14 protein-coding genes are annotated in these 20,068 nt (G+C 74.9%); 4 read left to right on the top strand and 10 right to left on the bottom strand.

What is annotated here, in order from left to right:
- Window positions 1–24: 24 nt before the first annotated feature.
- On the top strand, window positions 25–3,738 hold the full coding sequence (locus tag D6689_19315) for a hypothetical protein (protein ID RMH38526.1): 3,714 nt from the start codon (window positions 25–27) through the stop codon (window positions 3,736–3,738).
- Between the two features lie 45 nt (window positions 3,739–3,783).
- Here D6689_19315 and D6689_19310 read toward each other — a convergent pair whose 3' ends face one another.
- The 4 genes from D6689_19310 to D6689_19295 all read right to left on the bottom strand — a co-directional run bounded on the left by D6689_19310 (window position 3,784) and on the right by D6689_19295 (window position 7,051).
- A complete protein-coding gene (locus tag D6689_19310) occupies window positions 3,784–4,635 on the bottom strand; it encodes a fructosamine kinase (protein ID RMH38525.1) in 852 nt (283 codons plus the stop codon).
- Complete coding sequence (locus tag D6689_19305; GenBank protein ID RMH38541.1) at window positions 4,632–5,096, bottom strand: low molecular weight phosphotyrosine protein phosphatase; 465 nt, start codon at window positions 5,094–5,096, stop codon at window positions 4,632–4,634. The genes D6689_19310 and D6689_19305 overlap by 4 nt, the downstream gene beginning before the upstream one ends.
- Before the next feature lie 42 nt (window positions 5,097–5,138).
- Entirely contained in the window at window positions 5,139–5,627 is a 489-nt protein-coding gene (locus D6689_19300; GenBank protein ID RMH38540.1) for a CBS domain-containing protein, read from the bottom strand.
- Window positions 5,628–5,719: 92 nt separating this feature from the next.
- Window positions 5,720–7,051, bottom strand: a complete 1,332-nt coding sequence (locus D6689_19295; GenBank protein RMH38524.1) for an RNB domain-containing ribonuclease — start codon at window positions 7,049–7,051, stop codon at window positions 5,720–5,722.
- On the opposite strand from D6689_19295, the gene D6689_19290 reads away from it, so the two are divergent.
- The 3 genes from D6689_19290 (at window position 7,050) to D6689_19280 (ending at window position 9,641) form a co-directional block, all read left to right on the top strand.
- The gene (locus D6689_19290; GenBank protein ID RMH38539.1) at window positions 7,050–7,691 is read left to right on the top strand and encodes a PaaI family thioesterase; all 642 of its coding nucleotides are present in this window, start codon (window positions 7,050–7,052) and stop codon (window positions 7,689–7,691) included. The genes D6689_19295 and D6689_19290 overlap by 2 nt on opposite strands.
- Before the next feature lie 8 nt (window positions 7,692–7,699).
- Complete coding sequence (locus D6689_19285; protein RMH38538.1) at window positions 7,700–8,137, top strand: PaaI family thioesterase; 438 nt, start codon at window positions 7,700–7,702, stop codon at window positions 8,135–8,137.
- 94 nt (window positions 8,138–8,231) lie between these two features.
- The gene (locus D6689_19280; protein ID RMH38523.1) at window positions 8,232–9,641 is read left to right on the top strand and encodes a hypothetical protein; all 1,410 of its coding nucleotides are present in this window, start codon (window positions 8,232–8,234) and stop codon (window positions 9,639–9,641) included.
- A 63-nt stretch (window positions 9,642–9,704) separates the two neighbouring features.
- Here the strand turns inward: D6689_19280 and D6689_19275 are convergent, their stop codons facing one another.
- From D6689_19275 to D6689_19250, 6 genes are all read right to left on the bottom strand, one after another.
- Entirely contained in the window at window positions 9,705–10,763 is a 1,059-nt protein-coding gene (locus D6689_19275) for a PAS domain S-box protein (GenBank protein ID RMH38522.1), read from the bottom strand.
- 202 nt (window positions 10,764–10,965) lie between these two features.
- On the bottom strand, window positions 10,966–11,403 hold the full coding sequence (locus D6689_19270; GenBank protein RMH38521.1) for a hypothetical protein: 438 nt from the start codon (window positions 11,401–11,403) through the stop codon (window positions 10,966–10,968).
- Window positions 11,404–11,411: 8 nt separating this feature from the next.
- On the bottom strand, window positions 11,412–12,776 hold the full coding sequence (locus D6689_19265) for a peroxidase (protein RMH38537.1): 1,365 nt from the start codon (window positions 12,774–12,776) through the stop codon (window positions 11,412–11,414).
- Window positions 12,773–15,058, bottom strand: coding sequence for a catalase (locus D6689_19260; GenBank protein ID RMH38520.1), 2,286 nt, complete (start codon window positions 15,056–15,058; stop codon window positions 12,773–12,775). Before D6689_19260 ends, D6689_19265 begins: the two co-directional genes overlap by 4 nt.
- A 3-nt stretch (window positions 15,059–15,061) precedes the next feature.
- Window positions 15,062–18,967, bottom strand: a complete 3,906-nt coding sequence (locus D6689_19255) for a hypothetical protein (GenBank protein ID RMH38519.1) — start codon at window positions 18,965–18,967, stop codon at window positions 15,062–15,064.
- A gap of 154 nt (window positions 18,968–19,121) precedes the next feature.
- On the bottom strand, window positions 19,122–20,068 hold a 947-nt coding region (locus D6689_19250; GenBank protein RMH38518.1), incomplete at its 5' end, for a hypothetical protein.

The raw sequence follows: 20,068 nt of genomic DNA, 5'->3' as shown, positions 1-20,068 counted from the left end.
GACGCCCGCCGATCGAGGGGTCGGATGCTGAGCGATACGCCGCGGTACGCGATCGTCCGCCCGCTCGGTCGCGGGGGCATGGGCGCCGTCCACGAAGCGGTCGACCGGGAGACCGGTGAGCGGGTCGCGGTCAAGACGTTGCTGCGGCGCGACGCGCACTCGCTGCTGCGGTTCAAGCGCGAGTTCCGCCTGCTCGCCAACATCCAGCACCCGAACCTGGTGCGCCTGTACGAATTCGAGGCCGACGACGACGGCTGGCGCCTCGTGATGGAACTCGTCGACGGCGTGCCGTTTTTCGACTACGTCGGCGCGCGCGTCGCGACGGCCGGCGACGAGGCCGCGCCGACGGCCGCGGTCGCGTGCAATGCCGCAACCACCACGAGCATCGCCCGAACCGCTCCGACCGTCCCGGCGTCGCCGAGTGGGACCGCGACGCCGAGCGGCGCCCCAACCTCGCGACCGTCGCGCCGCGTGTTGCGCACGCCGGCCGACCCCGACCGGCTGCGCGCGGCGGCGCGCCAGCTCGCCGCGGGCATCCACGCGCTGCACGAGCACGGCCGCATCCACTGCGACATCAAGCCATCGAACATCCTCGTCACCCACGCGGGCCGCGTCGTCTTGTTGGACTTCGGCATCATCCTGGAGGCGCTGCACGACGACGAGGACGCCGGCGGGGGCATCGCCGGCACGCCGCGCTACATGGCGCCCGAGGTCCTCGCCGGCGAACGTCCGACGCCCGCGAGCGACTGGTACAGCTTTGGTGTCGTCCTGTACGAAGCGCTCACGGGGCTGCACCCGTTTCCCGACCGGCCAGCCACGCTCGCCATTGCGCCCGAGCCCTCGCGGCCGGTTCCGCCCGACCAACGGCGCCCCGACCTGCCGCCTGCCGCCCGCGACCTGGCGTCGCTGGCCGTCGCATTGCTCGACCCCGATCCGCGGGCGCGCCCGGCGGCGGATGAGATCTTCGCGCTGCTCGGCGCCGAGTCGGCGGGCGCAACGACCCATCCGTCGCAAGCCGACCGGCGCGTGGCGGTCCGGTCCGACGAACTCGCGCGACTCGAACAGCGCGTGCCCGCCACCGGTGCCGCTCGCGGGGCGAGCGTGTTCGTCACCGGGCCGTCCGGCATCGGCAAGACGACCGTGCTCGACCAGTTTTGCGAGCGCGCGGCGCGCGCCGGCGCCGTGGTCCTCCGCGGCCGCTGCTACGAGCGCGAGACGATCCCGCACAAGGCGCTCGACGGTCTGGTCGATGCGCTGTGCGCGAACGTCCGCAAGCGAGCGGACCTCAGCGACGCCATCCGCGACGCGCTCGACGTCATGTCGCCGGTGTTTCCGATCGCTCGCATCCCCCTCGGTGAGATGCGCTGGCAGCCGTCGCCGTCTCCCTACGATCCGATCGAGCGCCGGCGCCGCGCGTTCGCCGGACTGCGCACGGCGATCGAGGCACTCGCGGACGCCCAGCCGGTCGTCGCCGTGATCGACGACCTGCAGTGGGGCGATCTCGACAGTGTGGAGTTCGTCGCGCAGTGGCTGCGCAGCCCGATGCGCGGCGTGCTGTTCGTCGGCGCCGCGCGCAGCGACGCGGTCGACTCGAGCCCATTTCTGCGGGCCGTGCGCGAAGAGGTCGGAGACCGCGCGTTCGCCGCGACCCGACTGGACATCGGCCCACTGAAGGACGACGACGTTCGCGCCATCGTCGGGGCCCACGCGCCGGACGCCCCCGCCGCCCTGGTGGACCACATCGTCGCGGAGGCCAAAGGCAACCCGTTGTTTGCCACCGAGCTGGCGACCTACTACGCCGCCCTTCCCGACGATCACTCGCTCGAGACCGGCCTCACGGTCGATTCGCTCCTCGCCCACCGCATCGCGGCCCTGTCCGACGCGCACGGCGCGCTGCTGTCGACGGTGGCGCTCGCGAGCGTGCCCCTGCGAGTGGACGTCGCGCGCGACGCGGCGCGGCTCGGCGCGCAGCACGGCCGCATCGTGCTGGACCTCGTCGACGCCCGCCTCGTCCGTTGCACGGGCGCCCGCGCCGACGACAAGATCGAGCCGTACCACGATCGCGTGCGCGACGCCGCCGCGCGCGGGCTCGACGACGACCAGCGCCGCGAGGTCCACATGCGCATCGCGAAGGCGCTCGCGGTCAGCGACGACGTCGACCCGGAGGCGCTCGCCATCCACTTTTCCGCCGCGGGCCGTGCGGACCTCGCACTCCAACACGCGCTCGCGGCCGCCGAGCGAGCCTACGAGCAGCTCGCATTCGACCGCGCGGCCGCGTTGTACCGCTTCGCGCTGCAGCTGGACGTGTTGCCTGCCGCCGAGCGCGGGCCGGTCCACTACGCGCTCGCCAACGCGCTCGCGAGCGCAGGCCGCGGCATCTCGGCCGCGGCCGAGTACGCCGCGGCCGCCGAGCACGCGGATGCGAACACGCGCATCGACTGCCACGGGCGCGCGGCCGAGCAGGCGCTCATGAGCGGACACTTCGACGAGGGCCTCGCCATGGTCGACCGGGTTCTGGCCGAGGTGGGCGAGTCGCTGCCCGCGTCGTCCATCCGGTCGGTGCTCCGGCTCCTGTGGCTGCGCGGCCGCCTGCGCGTGCGCGGATTTCGGTTTCGCGCGCGACGCGCGTACGAAGTGCCGCCGCTGCACTTCACCAAGATCGACGTGTTCGCGCGGATGGCGCACGGCCTCGCGTTCATCGATCCGGTGCACGGCGAGATCTTTCACACGCGCCGCATGCTCGCGGCCCTGCGCACGGGCGAGCCGCACCGGATCGCCCAGGGCATGTGCGACGAGGCGATCACGCTCGCCTGCTGGGGGTCGGGACCGCGCGCGCGGGCCGCGCGCTACGTCGCCACTGCCCGCCAACTCGCCGTCGAGTTCGACGACGCGTCGGTGCCGGCGTGGGCGCAACTCGCCGACGGCCTCATCCGCTACTTCGCCGGGGACGTGAACGAGGCAATTCGCCTGCTCGAAGCCGCCGAGGACGCATTCTTGCGGCTGCCGTTTGCCCACTGGGGTTTGATCAACGCGCGCGTGTTCCGGATGTTCTGCCTGCGCTTCGGCGGGCGCTTTGCCGAGGTGCGCGACGCCGCGCGCGAGTGGATTCAGGACGCGCGCCGCCGGGGCGACTTGTACGCGGAGACGACGCTGCGGCGGACCTCCGTGTGGGGTTGGCTCGCCGCCGACCAGCCCGACCGCGCGCGCCACCATCTGGCAAAAGCCCGGTGGAACGCGCCCAGCGACGAGTTTCAGTTACAACATTATTATCAGTTGGAAGCGGAGTGCGTCATCGCGTGCTACGAGCGCGCCTCCGACCGCGTGCCGGAGCTGCTCGCGCGCCTCGACCGCCTGGACGCGTCGCTGCTGCGCTACGTCCAGATCGTGCGGATCGTGTCGCGGTGGCTGCGCGCGCGCCTGCTGCTGCTCACCGGCGACGAACGTCACCACGGGGCGATCCGCCGGCTGGCGCGCAAGCTCCGGCGCGAGCAGGTCGCGTACGGCGATCTCGCCGGCGCGCTGGTTCTCGGCGCGCTCGCCCATCGGGCCGGCGACGACGCCCGCGCGGCCGACATCTTCGCCGAGGCCGCCGCGCGCGCCGCCGGATGCGGGCTCGAGACCTTCGGGCTCGCCGCGCGCGGGAGGCTGGCCGAGCTGCGCGGGACCGCACCGCCGGACCCCGACCCGCACGGCGTCGTCGACCTCGCGCGCACGGTGGCCGCGATCGCGCCGTGGTAGCGACGTGCGCGTTCCCCGCCGCCCCCCGCACGGCGGCGGCGCGCGCTACGGGCAACGGCGCAGCGCGGCCTCGACCTGCGGGACGTACCCGGCTCCGAACAGATTCACGTGCACGAGCAGAAAGTACAACTGGTAAAGCGGCATGCGGTCGCGCCAGTCGGGCGCCAGCGGGTAGGCCTCGGCGTACGCATCGAAGACCCGCGCGCCGAACCCGCCGAATAGCTGCATCATCGCCAGATCGACCTCGCGGTGGCCGCCGTACGCGGCCGGGTCGATCAGGCACGGCTCGCCGGCCGGGCCCACGTGGGCGTTGCCCGACCACAGGTCGCCGTGCAGCCGCGCTGGCGGCTCCGCCGGGCCGACGGCGACGTCGATGCGGTCGCACAGCCGGTCGAGCGAGGCTCGCAACGAGCCGCCGATCCACCCGGCGTCCGCCGCCCGCCGCACCTGGGGCACGAGCCGCCGCGACCGATAGAACTCGGCCCAGTCCGCGCAGGGCGCGTTCGCCTGCGGCAGCCGGCCGATGTAGTTGTCCCGGTCGAGGCCGAACTGCGGCGCGCCGAACCGGTGCAGCGCCGCCAACCCGCGCCCGAACTGCTCGTCGTAGTCGCGCGCGCGGCGGCCGGGCGCCAGGTATTCGAGCACCAGGAACGCCGGCCCGATGGCGAGCACCTTCGGCACGCGCAAAGCGGCCGCCTCGGCGAGCCACGCGAGGCCGTGGGCCTCGGCGGCGAACAGATCGTCCGGCGCGCGCGCGTTGACCTTGACGAACACGCGCCGGCCGTCGGCGAGGTCGACCGCGTAGGCGTCGTTGATGTCGCCGCCGCCGACCGGGCGCGCCCCGACGACCGCCGCACCGAGACGGCGCGCGACCGCGTCTGCCACGTGCGGCGTCATGGCGCGATGCGGTCGAGCAGGCCCCGGCACGCGGCGTCGCACAGGTCGAGCACGCGATCGAACCCGGCGCGGCCGCCATAGTACGGGTCGGGCACGTCCAGATCGTCGCCGGCGTTCGGGTCGAACGACCGAAGCAGGTGCACCTTGGCGCGGGCAGCGGCGTCGGGAGCGAGCCTGCGCAGGCGGTCGTAGTTGTCGGTGTCCATCGCGATCACGTAGTCGAACCGGGCGAAGTCGGCGCGGCGAAAGCGGCGCGCGGTGCCACCGACTTCGATGCCGCGGCGACGCGCCGCCGCCACCGCGCGGGCGTCCGGCGGCTCCCCCGCGTGGTAGGCGTCCGTGCCGGCACTGTCGACGACAATCTGGTCGTCGAGGCCGCGCTCGCGAATCAGATGCCGCATCACCGCCTCCGCGGTCGGGGACCGGCAGATGTTGCCGAGGCAGACGAAGCAGATGCGCACCACGCGCGGAGTATACGCGGGCGCGCCGCGCGCGCCGATCGGTCACCCCCAGGTGATGTACGTGACCAGATCGTCGATCTTGGCCTGCTGCTCCCGCAGCAGCGCGCGGGTGAGATCGCCGATCGACACGAGGCCGACGAGGTCGTCGCCGCGCATGACCGGCAAGTGGCGGCAGCGCTTTTCGGTGACGACCATCATCGCCTCCTGCACCGTCGTCTCCGGCCGGATCACGACCAGAGGTGTGCTCATCACCTCCCGCACCGAGGTCGCGGCCGGATCGCGACCGGCGGCGACGACGCGCGTGAGCACGTCGCGCTCGGTGAAGATGCCGGCGGGGCGCTGCCGCCCGCCCTGCTCGTCGACCACCAGGAGAGCGCCGATGCGCGCCTCGTTCATGCGCCTCACGGCGTCAGCCACCGTCGCATCGGGCCCGATCGTCTCGACGTGAGAGCCCTTGGCCTCCAGAACCGTGCGAATCTGCGTGTTCACCGCGCCTCCTTCCCCGACGCCGCGAGTATAGCGTACGGCCATCCGCTGCGGGGCGCGATCGGGCACTCGTCGCGCGGCCGATCGCGCGCGCGGCAGCGCCCGCCCGCCGGCCGCCGCATCCGCCTCGCCGCCGGTCACGCGAGCTGCAGCACCCACCGGTCGTCGGCGCGGCGGTCCGCGACCACCACCGCGACCTCGTCGCCCACGCGGATCCGCCGGCGGCCGGCGACGACCTCGAAACGACCGTCCACCCGATAGTCGCCGTACACCTTGACCTCGATCGGCGGCTCGTCGAGCCGCACGTACAGCTTGGTCGCCTTGGCGCCCATCACGGTGCCGGTCCGCACGGGGCGCTGCCCGAGCGGCCTGGCCCGATCGCGCTCGAACAGCCAGTCGAGCGCGACGCGGTGCGCGTCCTTGTCGAGTTGGCGCTGAAGGTCGCGCGCGCGGTTGCCCGCGTCGACCGCGCGGTCGACGAGGGTCGCGGGCGCGGGCGGTCCGACCAGCGCCAGCTCGTTGACGATGCCGACGATCTCGCGCATCGGCGCCGACAGCCGCGCGTAGGCCGCGGCGCCGATGCCCCAGTGCGGACCGGGTCGCGTCGAGTAACGCGCCGGTTCCGCGATCAACATCGCCTGGCGCTGGAGTGCGTCCGACAGCCGGTCGCCGTCGGGCAGACGGTCCACGTAGTCGGCGAGCGACTCGCCCTCCGCGCGCCGCCACCGCCACACGGCCGGGTCGAGCCGGCGTACGGCGATCAGCTCCTCGATCGCCGCGCACAGTCCGTCGAGCGCCTCCGCGGGCGGCGGCGGGTGCACGCGAAACACCGCCGGCTTGCCGGCGAGCAGCCGCGCGCCCTCGACGTTGCACAGGAGCGACAGCTCCTCGTTGACCTGTTGCGCCCGATTGCGCCGCGCGCCGCGGATGCGAACGTGGCGCCCGTCACCGGTGAGGTCCAGCACGAGTTCGAGCCGGTCGTAGCGCACCACGTCGCGCGCGTCGGCCAGCGCGCGGCGCCGCACGCCGACCTCGCGCACCACGTCGAGCGTCTCCGTGTAGTCCTGGCCGCCGAGGATGCCCTCGTCGTAGTGGCGCTGGACGCCGTCGTACGTGAGCTTGCGGCGGCTGCGAACGCGCGCGCGGCGCACGTCGGTCGCAAGCGCGCGGCCGTCGGCGTCGACGCGCATGCAAAACGCGAGCGCGCGCCGGTCTACGCCCTCGCGCAGCGACGCCAGGTCCTCGCACAGCTCGCGCGGCAGCATCGGGATCATCAGGCCGGGCAGGTAGAAGCTCGCGCCGCGCGCGAGCGCGTCGGCGAACACCGGCCCGTCCGGCGGCGCGAACCACGCCGCGTCGGCGATCGCGTAGACGACCTCGAAGCCGCCGCCGCGGCGCGCCGCGAACACCGCCTGGTCGAGGTCGCGCGACTGGTCGTAGTCGATCGTGACGAACGGCAAGTCGGTCATGTCGGCCAGCGAGCGATCGTCCGTGCCGGCGTCGCCGCCGAGGGCCGCGACGTGCGCGCGCACCGCGTCCGGGTGGTCGATCGACAACCCGTGGCGCGCCGCGATCGCGCGCACCCGGGCCAGCGCGCTGTCGCCGGCGAAGACTTCCACGACGCGGTCCACTATACTGCCGCGCGTGGCGGGTTTCCAACCGACCGTCGAGGTCGTCAACCAGTGGTTCGCCAACGCGGTGCCGCACAACAAGGCGCTGGGCTTGCAGATCGCGGACCTCGCGCCGGACGGCGCGATCTCGGTGCTGCCGCACGCCGACCGGCTGATCGGCAATCCCGAGACCGGCTTCTTGCACGGCGGCGCGATCACCAGTTTGATCGACGCGACCTGCGGCGTCGCCGTATTCGTGGTGCTGCGCAAGCCGCTGCGCATCGCGACGCTCGACCTGCGCATCGACTACCTCAAGCCGACCACCCCCGGCGCGGACGTGCGCTGCCACGCCACCTGCTACAAGTGCACGCGCCACGTCGCGTTCGTGCGCGCGCTCGCCTACCACGACGACCCGGCCGATCCGATCGCGTCGGCCGCGGGTACGTTCGTCATCTTCGCGGACGGCAAGACGTCCGCCGCCGCTGCGGAGTCGCCGTGAGCCGCGCGATGTTCGACGCGATCCGGCTGGCCCGCGACACGGGGAACGTCGACGGGCTCGTGCGGCTGATTCCGTATCTGCAATTCATGGGCATCTCGATGCACCTGCGCGACGGCGAACTCGTCGGGCGGCTCGCGTTCTCGGATCACCTGATCGGCAACGCGAGGATCCAGGCGCTGCACGGCGGGACCCTCGGCGCCCTGCTCGAATCGACCGCCGTGTTCAAGCTGCTGGTCGAGGCCGAGACGGTCAAGCTGCCCAAGACCATCAACATCACGGTGGAATACCTGCGGTCGGGCAAGCCGCTGGATACGTTCGCGCGCGCGGAGTTCATCCGCCACGGGCGCCGCGTCGCCAACGTCCGCGCATGGGCGTGGCAGGACGACCCGGACCGGCCGATCGCGGCGGCGAACGCCCACTTCTTGCTCGTTCCCGAGGGCGACTGACCCGCCGGAGCAGCCGACCCGGACGGACCGGCCTGTCAGCGGCTGCGCGCGGGCGCGCGCCAACGGCCGGGCGGCCGTGTGCTAAAAGCGGCTCATGACGACCGTGTTGCGATCCGGTGTCGCAGCCCTGCTCCTGGTGCTCGTCACCGCGGGCACGGCGACCGCCGGGCCCAAGGCCGAGGCGCAGGTGCGCGAGCACACCAAGAAGGCCATGGAGCACTTCGACATGCTCGAGTACGAGCAGGCGCGCAAGCTGCTGCTCGAGGCCGTGGTGCTCGCGAAGAAGAACCACCTCGAGCGGAGCAAGGCGCTGGCCGAGGCGTACATGTATCTGGGGATCGTGTACTTCGCCGGGCTCGAGGACATCGACAGCGCCAAGCTCGCGTTCATGGACGCCGTATCGATCGATCCGTCGATCCAGCTCGACGACGCGTACCGCACCGCCGAAATGCGCGACCTGCTCGAGGAGGTGCGCGCGGAGGCGGGCGTCGGATCCGGCGGCGGCAAGGGCAAGGCGGCCAGCGGCGGCTGCGACGCGCTCACCGGGGTCCAACACGTGCCGCTGGACACGGCTCCCGCCGGCGCCGACCGCACGGTGACGGCCAAGGTGGCGCCGTCGCTGCAGGCCGATCGGGTGGTGCTGTACTACCGAGCCGACGGCTCGACCGAGTTCCGCGCGGTGCCGATGCAGCGCTCCGGCGCCTGCGACTACGAGGCCGCCATCCCGGGCAAGGCATTGCACGGCCCGTGGGTCCACTACTTCATCGCGGCCGAGAACGCCGCCGGCAAGGCGATCGCGGCCAGCGGGTCGCGACAATCGCCGCACTTGCTCGAGGTGACCGGCGCCGACGAGGTGCCCGACGTGCTCGCGGGCGGCGGCGCACGGGGGCGCGGCGACGGTGACGGCGACGCGGGCGCAGACGCCAGCGTCGGCGCGACGGCGACCGCGGGCGGCGACACGGTGTTCCTGTCGGTGGCCGCCGGCAGCGGCGGCGGCTACGTGAGCGGCACGACCGAACAGCTCAACGCCGACGTGGGCTGCTGCTTCGCGCCGGCCGTGTTCCACCTGTTCTCGGAGTTGGGCGTGTACCTGTCGCCGCAGCTCACGCTGTCGGCCGCGTTCCGCATGGGCTTTCCGCTCGATGCCAACCGCGAGGAGGCGTCCACCGGCGCGCCGGGCGCGCTGGTGCGCGTGCGCTACGCCCCGTCGGCCACCGGCGCGGGCGTCGTGCTCAGCGGCGGCATCGGCGGCGGCGTCATCCGCCACACCGTCAAGCTCACGCCCCCGCCCGCCGACGGCAAGGGCGACATCGACACCGCGGCCAGCGGCCCGTTGCTCGTCGCCGGCGGCGTCGGCTACCGCAAGCCGCTCGGCGGGCCGGTGGCGTTCATCGCCGAGATCAACGCGATCGCGGGCATCCCCGTGGTCGACGAGTTCCAGGGCGTGCAGCCCAACTTCGCCGTCGAGCTCGACGTCAACCTCGGGCTGCAGTTCGGGTTCTGACCGCCTCGCGAGCGCGGTGCGAGCGACCCAAGCCCCCGGTAGTCCTCCGGCGCCGGATGCCGGTTACGGCAGGGTGAAGTAGACCGTCGTCCCCGCGCCGGGCGCCGATTCGATCCATACGCGGCCGCCGTGGCGGTCGACGATCCGCTTGACGGTCGCCAGGCCGACCCCCGTCCCGGCAAACTCGCTGGACGAGTGCAGCCGCGCGAACGGCTCGAACGGGTCCGCCGCGGCAGTCGGATCGAACCCGGCGCCGTTGTCCCGCACGAACAGGGCGCCGTCGCCGGTGCGGCCCACCTCGATCACCGCCGGCGCGCGGCCGGCCGTGAACTTCCACGCGTTGCCCAGCAGGTTGTCGACCAAGATCGCCAGCAGCCGCGGATCGCCGGCCACCGGGAGCGATTCCGCGATGTCGAAGCGGACGTCGCGCCGCGGGTCGGCCGCGCGCAGGTCCGCCGCCGCGCGGCGAGCGAGCGCGGCGAGGTCGACCGGCTCGGAAGTGCGAGCCCCGCGCGCGACGCGCGACAGCGCGAGCAGGCCGTCGATCATGCCGGACATCTTTTCGACCGCCGCCGCGATCCGGTCGAGGTACTCGCGCGCGGTGTCGTCGAGCCGGTCGCCGTACTCCTCGGCGAGCGCGCGCGCAAACCCGTCGACCGCGCGCAGCGGCTGCTTGAGGTCGTGCGACACGGTGTACGCGTAGGCCTCCAGTTCCTCGAGCGCGATCGCGCGCTGCTTTTCGCCGGTGATGTCCAGACAGGTACCGGTCATGCCGGCGACCTCGCCGTCCGGTCCGAGGCGCACCCGGCCGACGCTGCGCAGCCAGCGAACCTGGCCGTCCGGCCGCACGATCCGCTCCTCGAACGCCATGTCCTGCCGGGTTTCGAGCGCGGTGCGCACGATGCGGTCGACCCGCTCGCGGTCGTCGGGGTGCACGCGCTCGAGGTAGGCGGCGTACGACGCGCCGAACGACTCCGGGTCGAGCCCGTAAATCTCGTAGAGCTTGCGCGACCAGGTCACGACGTCGGCGCGCACGTCCCAGTGCCAGCTGCCGAGCCCCGCCACGTCCTGCGCTTCTTCGAGCTGGGCGATCAGCTCCGCACTGTCGAGTTCCGGCTTCATGCTCACACCGCCTTGCCCCTACCCTACTCCACGGATCTACCATCCTGCGAGCGGCATTTCTCCCCTTTTTTTGGGGGGGCGGATCCAGATGGCGCGTACGGCGCCGTCGCCCCCCACAACCGCACGACGCGCCGGGGCCGCCTCGGGGCTGCTTCCGTCGACGCGGGTATGTCGGCGCGGGCGGCCGCAGCGAAACCGGCGCCTACCGCACGAACTCGATGCGGCCGCCCTCGGGCAACCGCACCGCGCGCCACACGTCGAACGACGGCGGCTCGTCGCCGGCCGGCGCGCGCAGCACGACGAGGTCCGGGGGCCGGTGGACCAGTTCGAGGCGGACCGACGCGCACCGCACGCCCCACACGCCGCCGGCGACCGGCGGCACCTCGGCGCACGGGCCGTCGACCTCCGCGACCGGCACGAGGTCGACCGCGCCGACCTCGTTGGTGATGGACAGCTCGACGCGCCCGCCGTCGATGACGAGGCCGATCTCCGAGCGCTTGACCAGCGGCGGTCCCGCCGGCTCGGCCGCGGGCGGCGCCGCGTCCGCCCCGGACTCCGGCCGGCTCCGCTCGGGCACGCTGCGGCCGCCGCAGCCGACGGCGACGGCGACGGCGATCACCCACCCTCGCGCGCATCGCATCGTCGTCATCATACCGGCCCGGGCGGCGCCGCCAAGTCCGCACCGGCCGCGATCGCGCGCAGGGCGCGCACGCCGGGCAAGAAGAAGTAGCCGCCGCCCCGCAGCTCCGTCACCTCGGGCAAGCCGACGAGCCGCAGCCGCACCGGATCGCGCGGAACGGTGGCGTGACGGCGCGGCCACCGGCCGACCAGCGGGTCCGGGTCGTCGGCGAGGCCGCCGAACTTGCCGTTGTTCGCCCACGTCTGCTGGACGAACTCGAACTGGCGCACGAGGTCGGCGTTGAGACACAGGAAGTGCAGACCGCGATCCGCGCCGTCGATCGCCTCCGGCCGCCGCGCCATGTCGGCCGCGGACAAGCCGGTCGGCGGGCCGTACGGGCGCCCGCGCCGGAGGATGCGGTGGCGCTCGGTGACACGCCGCGCCTGCTCGGCCGTGTCGCCGAACAGCCCGTCGCGCGGGTGGGTGCGGCGGATGTGCGCGCCCACCGGACACCGCAGGCCGTCCGGGTCGTCGCGATAGCCGAAGCCGTCGGCGGGCACCGCGCCGGCGCCCGGGTCGACGTCGGGCGCGAACGCCAGCGGCGCACCGGACGGCCAGCGGCCGACGAGCTTCGACGCCAACCACACACGCGCGTCGCCGTCGCCGCGCCCGGGCAGCGGCGGGGCGAAGCGCGCCATCGCCGCCCACCACGCGCGCACGTCCTGGCGGAGCTGGCGGAACACCAGATAGCTGCCGTTACAACGGATGTCGGCGCGGCCGTCCACCCGGCCGCGCGCGTCCGGGTAGCCGAACACGAACTCGCCGGGCGGGTCGCCGCGCTCGCCCGGCGCGGGCACGAGCCGCGGCTGCGAGATGCCGTCGCGAAACCCGAAGTGCTCGACCCCGCCGAGGTCGACGGTCGGCAACACGCGCACGACCGTCAGGCCGCGCTCGGCGCGCAGGTCCGCCAGCGCCCGGTCGACCGCCTCGGCGGTGGCGGCGAACGCGAGCACGACCGCGTGCACGCGGGCATCCGACCACTCCCACTGGTCCGGGGCCGGGTCGCCGGTGGCGCGCCGCGCGCGGTCCGCCGCCATGCCCGCCCAGAACGCGCGCGACAGCACCGCGCGGTCCGCGTAGCCGAGCGCGCGCAGGCCCGCCGCCGACAGCGCGACGTTGACCGCCAGCGGCTCGGCGCGCCGCCGCGCCCGGCGGTCGTCCTCGCCGGGATGGCCGGGACGCCGGCAGTCCGTCGCGGCGGTCACGTCGACGCGCGCGAGCCAGCCGCGCGCCGCGACCGGGTCCGCGAAGCGCACCAGCGCGTAGGCGGCGTGGCGCTTTTCGCCGTAGCCGCGCAGCGCGATCCCCTGAATGTCGTCGAACGCGAGCGTCATGCCGCCCTCCCGAACCGCCGCAGCCACCGGCGCAGCGCCGGTCCGCGCAGGTCGCCGTACAACCCGGCGCGGATGGCGCTGTTCTGGTTGATCTCGGCCACCGTCAGGTCGGGGTACGCGCTGTACCAGACCTGGGTGTCGACCTGGTGGGCGCGCGTCCATTGCTTGAACGCGCGGTCGTCGGTGGCGCCGAACCGAAACACCGGGCGCGTGCGCGGAAAGTCCTCCGTGTTGCTCCACACGCCGGTGAGGCCGTCCGCCGCGCGCTCGATGAAGTCGTCGAGGTACGCGTCCCACGTCCCGTCGTAGTTGCTGAAGAACACGAGGCGCCGGCCGGGAAGCAACATCCACCGCGCGAAGTGAATGCTCGGGATGCCGGCCAGGTGCCCCTGGTTGAACTCGTAGCGCGCGCGCAGGTCGACCACGCGCAGCACGGTGCGCAACAGCCGCATGCGGAAGCGGCTCGGCTTGACGGTGGCGACGTGGGTGAGCCAGTTTTGCACGGGAACGGGCCCTTCGATCGGGTCGGCGTCGGCCGCCACCGGCCGGCGCACCGCGTCGTCGGCGACGTCGTGTGCGAGCAGGCGCGCGCGCAACGCGACGTACGCGAGCAGGCCGGCGACGGCGACCGCCGCGACCGCCGCGGCGCCGCGCACACCGGCGACCGCGATCGCGAGCGCCGGCAGCGCGATCGCCAGCGCGCCCGCGGCGGCGTTGGCGACGGGCCGCCAGTTGCGCGGGGCGGGCGGCGGCCGCATCAGCCACTCCTTGGACACCCGCGTCGCGACGAACCGTTGGATGCGGCGCCGGATCTGCTCGGGCGGCACCGCCGACCAGCCGCCGGGCGGCGCGCCGCGGTCGAGGAAGTCGTCGATCCGCCGGCGCAGGTCCGCCTCGGCGCGGATGCGGTGGACCGATCGGCCCGGCGTGCCCGTGTAGAACGCCTCCGCTCGCACCGCGCGCGCGCGCAAGAACTCGGCCAGTCGCTCGCGCCCCGGGTAGCCCTCGCAGTGGCGAAACAACGCGTCGAGCCCGTCGCCGCACGCGGCCACGAGCGCGTCGACGAACGCGTCGCGCGCGCCGTCGAAGTTGCACGCGAGCACCAGGTCGTCGCGGATGACGACGAGCCGCGCGAAGTGAAGCGTGTCGAGCCGGTGAAGCGGCAGCGCCACGTCGCCCGCGGGCGGGGGGCCGCCCTTCGGCAGCTCGGCGTCGATCGCGGCGAGCGCGTCGACCACGGCGGCCCGGTGACCGGGCGCGATCGCTGCGGCGGCGGCGAACTCGTCCTGTGGCGTGTGTTGGTGCACCGACGGATGCAGCCGTTCCGTGCGGTGCAGGCGGTCGACGGACGACGGGTCCGGCTCGCGCGCCGGCTCGCCGTCGACCGCGTGGCGCGCGGCGGACACGGCCGCGTACACGCGGCGGCGCACGCGGTTGATCTCGCCGAGCGGCGCGTGCGCCGCCAGCGCGGTCCACGGCGAGAACGCGAGCTGCTCGCCGAACCATACCTGATCGCCGTGCGCGACGTTCTGCGCGGGCATGTCGATGGTGGCGACCCGCCGATACGGTCCGAGCGGCTCGACCGCGCCGCCGTTTCGCACCGCCAGGCGCTGCACCTCGAACGCAAACCGCGCGGAGCCGGCGGCGAGCGCGTCGAACAGCGCGACGAACAGCGCGTCCGGCTCGCCGCGCGCCAGCTTGCGCGCCGCCGGCCGCCCGTCGGGCACCGCGCGGAACCGCATCGCGCCGTCGCCGAGCCGGTACGGTGTGACGCCGAAGTACGTGCAAGCGAGCGGGTGGCGCGGCGCGCGCAACATGCAAGCGAGCGCGCGCAGCGCCGCCGGATGGCGCAGCAAGAAGCCGAGCCGGCCGCGCTCGAACGCCTCGTAGTCGCGCGCGGTCGCCACGAAGAACCGCGGCGTGTCGATCAACAAGAAGTCCTGCGTCGTCGCGCGGCCGCCGGTCGCGGCCTCGCCGTCGACCCCCATCACCTTGATCGCCATGCCGCGGACGTCGCGCCGGCGGTCCGGCCGCACGCGCGCGGCCGCGTTGGAGAAGCGAATCCACGCGCGATAACGCCCCGGGTTCGCGAACAGCCCGTGGGCCAGCTCGTCCGGCAGGTCGCCGGCCACCTCGAACGTCGCGTGCGCACAGGCGTGGCCCTTGGCGTGCGCGTCGCGCAGCGCGAAGCCGTCGGCTGCCGCTCGCGCCCGCACGCCCGCCGCCGCGGCCGCGGCCATCCGCCGCGCAATCGCGTCGACCTCGTCTCGATCCCGCTGCATCCGTCAGCGCCTCCCGTCGAATCCCGGTGCGAGATAGTCGAACATCGCCGCCGGATTGGCCACCCGCTGCGCCTCCGCCCAGGCGTACGCCTCGGCGATCAGCGCATCGCCCGCCTCGCCGCCGGCGAGCTGCCCCGCGCGAAAGCGACAGGCCGCGGCATCCCCGCGCGCTCCGCAACCGTCGAACCACGTCGCCGCTTCGTCGAGCGCGCGCCGCGCCGCGCGCCGGTCGCCGTCGGCCAGCGCGAGCGGCGCGCGAAACAGCGCCGCGTAGCCGCGCGCGACCGGCGCGCCGTAGCGCTCGAGCGCGCGAATCGCGCGGCGTGCCGCGCGCCGGTCCCCCGCGCCCAGGCCCGCGAGCCCGCGCAGCTTGTCGAGCTCGGCGCGGAGATACGGCATGCGGTGGATCTGCAGCGCGCGCGCGATCGGGCGCACCTCGTCGAGACGCGCCAGCGCATCCTCATATCGTCGCTGGTACAACAGCTTCATGATGCGGCCGGTCGCGGTCACGTAATGCGCCTGGTAGTACGCGTCGGTTGGCCAACCGCGCACCGCGATCTCGAGTTCGTCGTCGACGGCGTCGGGCTGATCCGCGGCCAGCCGCACCCACACGACCGGATGACCGCGGTACACGCTCGCGGTGTAGCGGTCGTTGCGCTCGTCCGCCTCGCGCAGCTTGCGCGGCACGCTGTCGGCCAGCCACGCGAAGTCTCCCATGCTGCCGCGAACGAGGTGGTCCCAATAGTCGACCGCGCCGCGTTCCCACCACGTGTCGGGACACCCGGCCAGGTGCGCCGCCGCCGCGGCAAAGTGGTCGTGCGCCGCGGGATACTGGCCGAAGAAAAACCGCAGGTGGCCCGCGCCGAGGTAGGCGCCGGCCAGCAGGTAGCGGTCGCCGAGCTCCTCGGCGAGCACGAGCACGTCGCGCACCAGCCGCTCGGCGCGCGCGGCGCGGCGGCCTCCGCCCGCCGCGAGGAAGGCCGCCTCCGAGGCGAGCGCGCGACACACGCAATGCGGCTCGCCGAGGCGCAGCGCGGCCAACAGGTGTTCCGACTGGACGACCGCGCCGCGCAGGTAGTCGACGACGCCGAGCGCGGTCGCTGCGGCGAACAGGCTGTCGAGCCGCGCCCGCTCGCGCGGATCGCAGTCCGCCGCGTCGCGCGCGCGCCAGCGCAAGCCGCGGACGGCGAGGCGCGCGCGGTTTATGGCGATCGCGGCCAGCGTGCGCGCGCGCGTGCGGCCGACGCGCACGCCGAAGTGCGCGGCGACGCGGTCGAGCTGCGCGATGCCCGCGTCGATGTGGCCGCCGCGCAGGTAGCAATCCGCGGCGGCGCGCCGCAGGTCGACCGGGTCTCGCGCCGGCCGCCCACCCCGCGCGCCGGCCGCCGCGGCGCCGGCGGTTTCGGCGGCGTCCGCGAGGTGCTCGAACACGCGCGCGGCATCGGCAAAGAACCCCGCGAACTGCAGCGCACGGGCATAGCGGAGCTGCAGCGCGCTGCGGTCGGCGTCGGGCGCCAGACGCAGCGCCAGTTCGTACAGCCGCACGGCGCGATCGAACGCGAGCGCCCGCTCCGACCGGCGGGCGGCGCGCAGCGCGAGCCGCAGCGCGCGCGGCGGATCGGCCGCGGCGACCTGCTCGAGCCCGACGAGGTCGGCGCGCTCCCACTGGGCCTCGTCGAGGTGGCGCGCGACGCGCTCGAACACGTCGCGCGCCTCGCGCTCGGCCAGCGACCGAACGACGGCCTCGCGCAAGCGATCGTGAAACACGACGACGTCGCGGCGCGGGGTCGTCCGCACCATCCGGGCGGCGACGAGTTCGTCGACGGCGCGCCGGCCGGCGGCCCGGTCCAGTCCCGCGACCCGGATCGCCAGCCGGCGCGCGATCGGGCGACCGATGACCGCCGCCGCGCGCAGCACCGCCGCCGCATCCGCCGTCAAGTCGGCGATCCGCTCCGCGATCACCCGGTCGAGCAGCGCACCGCCGTCGCCGGCCCCCGCGGGCAACGCGCCGCGCGCGCCGACGTGGCGCACCATCTCGCCGAGCAGCAGCGGGCTGCCGCCGCTTTCGCGCGCGATCGCGTCCGCCTGCGCCGCCAACGACGCCTGGCCGACGTCGGCGGCGAGCGCGGCGACGAGCTGCCGCGCCTCGTCGGCCGACAGCGGCTCGACGGCGATGCGCCGGTGATCGGCGACGAGGTCGCGCACCATCGGCGCGTCGACGTCGTCCGCCCGGTAGGTGCCGACGACGAGAGCGGCGGGCGCATCGGGCGGCCGAAGCAGCTCGCGCAGCAATCGGGCGCTGTCGGCGTCCCCCCAGTGCAGGTCGTCGATCGCGAGTACGACCGTCCGCTCGCGAGCGACGTTCGCGAGCAGTTGCTTGAGCGCCGCGACCGCAGCCGCGCGCACCGCGTCGGGGTCCTCGCGCGGGTCGCCCGCGTGCGCCACGGGGTCGATGACGGACAACACCGGAAACAGCCGCACCAGCGCGTCCATTCGCTCGGGGCGCACGGCGGCGCGCTCCTCGGGCGCCAGCGATTCGACGTACCACGCCAGGTCGTCGACGAGCGCGTCGAACGCCTTGTAGGGAACCGACTCGCGCTCGTAACAACGACCGCGCAGGACGACCGCGCGGCGCGGCTCGAGCGACGCGACGAAGGCGTCCACCAGCGCCGTCTTGCCGATTCCCGACGCCCCCTCGACGAACACCGCGACCGGCCGGCCCGGCGCCACGTCGGCGAGCGCGCTCGCGAGCGCCGACAGCTGGCGGCGCCGGCCGACGAACGGCCCGGACGCGCGCGCGGAGGCGCCGCGCGACGACAGCGAGCCGAGCGACCGCGCCTCCGATCGGCCTTCCGACGACGGCGGCGCGGCCGCGACCGGCGCCGCGACGTCGACCTGGCCGACGACCGCGCGCACGTCGTCCAGCGTCGGCCGTTCGTTCGGATGGACGCGCAACATGGCGGCGCACAGCTCGTCCAGGTCCGGCGGAATGCCGCGCGCCCACGCCGACGGCGGAGGCGGCGGCCCCGCTGCGATGGCGTCCGCGATCGCGATCGCGTTGCCCGTAAACGGGGGACGCCCGGCGAGCGCTTCGTACAGCGTCGCGCCGAGGCTGTACACGTCCGCGGCGGGCGTCACGTCGCCGCCCCGGTACTGTTCGGGCGCCATGAAGCCGGGCGTGCCGATCAGTTGGCGCCGTCCGGTCGCCGGGTCGCGGCCGCCGACTGGCGCGTGTGCGAGGCCGAAGTCGACCAACACGGCGCGGCCGGCCGACGTGACGAGCACGTTCGACGGCTTGATGTCGCGGTGGACGACGCCGGCGGCGTGCAGCGCGGCGAGACCGTCGACCGCTCCGGCGAGCGCCCGGCGCAGGCGCGCCTCGTCGGCGCGCGTCGGCGGCCGCCGTTCGGCCGGCGGCGGCCCGCCCGCCTCGCCGCCGTCGACCGCGGACGCAGAGCGCGCGACCGGCGGGGTCGGCAGGGGGCCGGCCCGGCCGGCCTCGGTGGCCGCGGTGACGGCGGAACCGATCCCCGTCTCCGCCGCGAGCGTCTCGGCGAGCGCGACCGCGGCCGGCGCATCGCGACCGCGGGCGTACGCGACGAAATCCACGCCGCGCAGCAGGTCCATCGCGACGAACCAGCGCCCCTCGTCCTCGAACAGCTCCCGGAGCCGCACGACGTTGGGGTGGCGAATGTCCTGCAGCACGCGGAACTCACGCTTGAGCGCGTACAGCAGATGCGCCGACGGCTTGCGCAGCGTCTTGAGCGCGACGCGTTCGCCGAGCGCGCGGTCGATCGCCTCGTAGACCGCGCCCATGCCCCCCTGGCCGAGCAGGCGAACCACGCGATACCGGGACGCTCCCCGGCCGTCGTCGGCGCAGCGTCGAGACACCCTGACCCCCGGCTCCATGGTAACGCGTCCCGCCCGGCGCGTCCGGGCGCGACGGCGCCCGCCGCCGCTCGGGCCGGCGGCTCACCGGGCGCGGGGCCAGGCGGCGGCTGCTCCGGCCGCGGCCGCGGGGCGGCCGGACGCGGGCCGCTGCGACCCGCCCGGTGCGCGCGCGTCAACGCGCGAGCTTCCACCGGAAGCGGCCGCCGTCGCGGCGCAGCCACAGGGTGTAGACCGCGACGGTCGCTCGGTCGGGAGCGGCGCCGGCCGACGCGCCGGTGAGCTGCGCCGTGACGCACGCGCGCTCGAGTGGGTCGAGGTCCTGGCCGGGAGCGTAGTAGACGCGATCGGCGCGCGCGTCGCCGGCGGGGAAGCGCAGCGACACGCCGAGGGTGACGCCGCGCGCGAGCCGCGACGGCGCAAAACACGAGCGGACGCCGTCGAGCGCGGCGGCAGCGGCGCGCGCCGGGTCGAACGCGGCCTCGCCGGCGCCGGCCATGTCATCGCCCGCAGGCAGGCCGCGGGCCGCGGGCGGCGACGGCGCGCGCGGCGCGACGGCGAGGTCGGCCGCGCCGGTGCGCTCGACGGCGTCCGCCGCCGGCGCCTGTTCGGCGTGCGGCGCGAGGTCCACCTCGCCCGGGGCCATGTCGGCGTCCGCCGCCGGCGCCGGCGCCTCTTCGGCGGGCGGCGCGAGGTCCACCTCGCCGAGGTCCACCTCGCCCGGGGCCATGTCGACGTCCACCGCGGGCGCCGGCGCAGCGCGCTCCGCCGGGGTGGCGGCGGGGAGTGCGAGTTCGAGCGCAGCCAGCTCGCCGTCTGCGATCGGAGCGGCGACCGCGGCCGCCGGCGCGCGCGCGGCGTCCGTCGGGCGGAGCGCCCACACCGCGGCGAGCGCGACACACGCGCCGGCGACCATCCACAGAACCGGGGCGAGCGCGCGGGCCGGCGCGGCGGCCGGCAGCGGCGGCGGCACGGTCGCGCGCGGTGCTCGCACCCGCCGCCGCGCGCCGGGAGCGAGCGGCGGCGCGGGCACGACGCGCGGCCCGGACCCGGCCGCGAGCCGCGGCGGCGCGCCCGGCGCCTGCCCCCGCGCGCGAGCGGCCGGCGGCGCCGTCCCCGCCG

It is taken from the genome of Deltaproteobacteria bacterium, from assembly GCA_003696105.1.
GTDB lineage: Bacteria > Myxococcota_A > Polyangia > Haliangiales > J016 > J016.
Note: the sequence above shows the minus strand (reverse complement) of the source record. Positions and strands in the feature narration are given on the sequence as shown.

Coding starts and splice junctions, on each gene's coding strand:
- D6689_19265 (RMH38537.1), bottom strand. CDS start 12,776: ATGACGCTCGCGTTCGACGACATTCAGGGGATCGCGCTGCGCGGCTAC.
- D6689_19285 (RMH38538.1), top strand. CDS start 7,700: ATGTTCGACGCGATCCGGCTGGCCCGCGACACGGGGAACGTCGACGGG.
- D6689_19310 (RMH38525.1), bottom strand. CDS start 4,635: ATGACGCCGCACGTGGCAGACGCGGTCGCGCGCCGTCTCGGTGCGGCG.
- D6689_19315 (RMH38526.1), top strand. CDS start 25: ATGCTGAGCGATACGCCGCGGTACGCGATCGTCCGCCCGCTCGGTCGC.
- D6689_19300 (RMH38540.1), bottom strand. CDS start 5,627: ATGGCCGTACGCTATACTCGCGGCGTCGGGGAAGGAGGCGCGGTGAAC.
- D6689_19260 (RMH38520.1), bottom strand. CDS start 15,058: ATGCAGCGGGATCGAGACGAGGTCGACGCGATTGCGCGGCGGATGGCC.
- D6689_19270 (RMH38521.1), bottom strand. CDS start 11,403: ATGCGATGCGCGCGAGGGTGGGTGATCGCCGTCGCCGTCGCCGTCGGC.
- D6689_19290 (RMH38539.1), top strand. CDS start 7,050: ATGTCGGCCAGCGAGCGATCGTCCGTGCCGGCGTCGCCGCCGAGGGCC.
- D6689_19275 (RMH38522.1), bottom strand. CDS start 10,763: ATGAAGCCGGAACTCGACAGTGCGGAGCTGATCGCCCAGCTCGAAGAA.
- D6689_19255 (RMH38519.1), bottom strand. CDS start 18,967: ATGGAGCCGGGGGTCAGGGTGTCTCGACGCTGCGCCGACGACGGCCGG.
- D6689_19295 (RMH38524.1), bottom strand. CDS start 7,051: ATGACCGACTTGCCGTTCGTCACGATCGACTACGACCAGTCGCGCGAC.
- D6689_19280 (RMH38523.1), top strand. CDS start 8,232: ATGACGACCGTGTTGCGATCCGGTGTCGCAGCCCTGCTCCTGGTGCTC.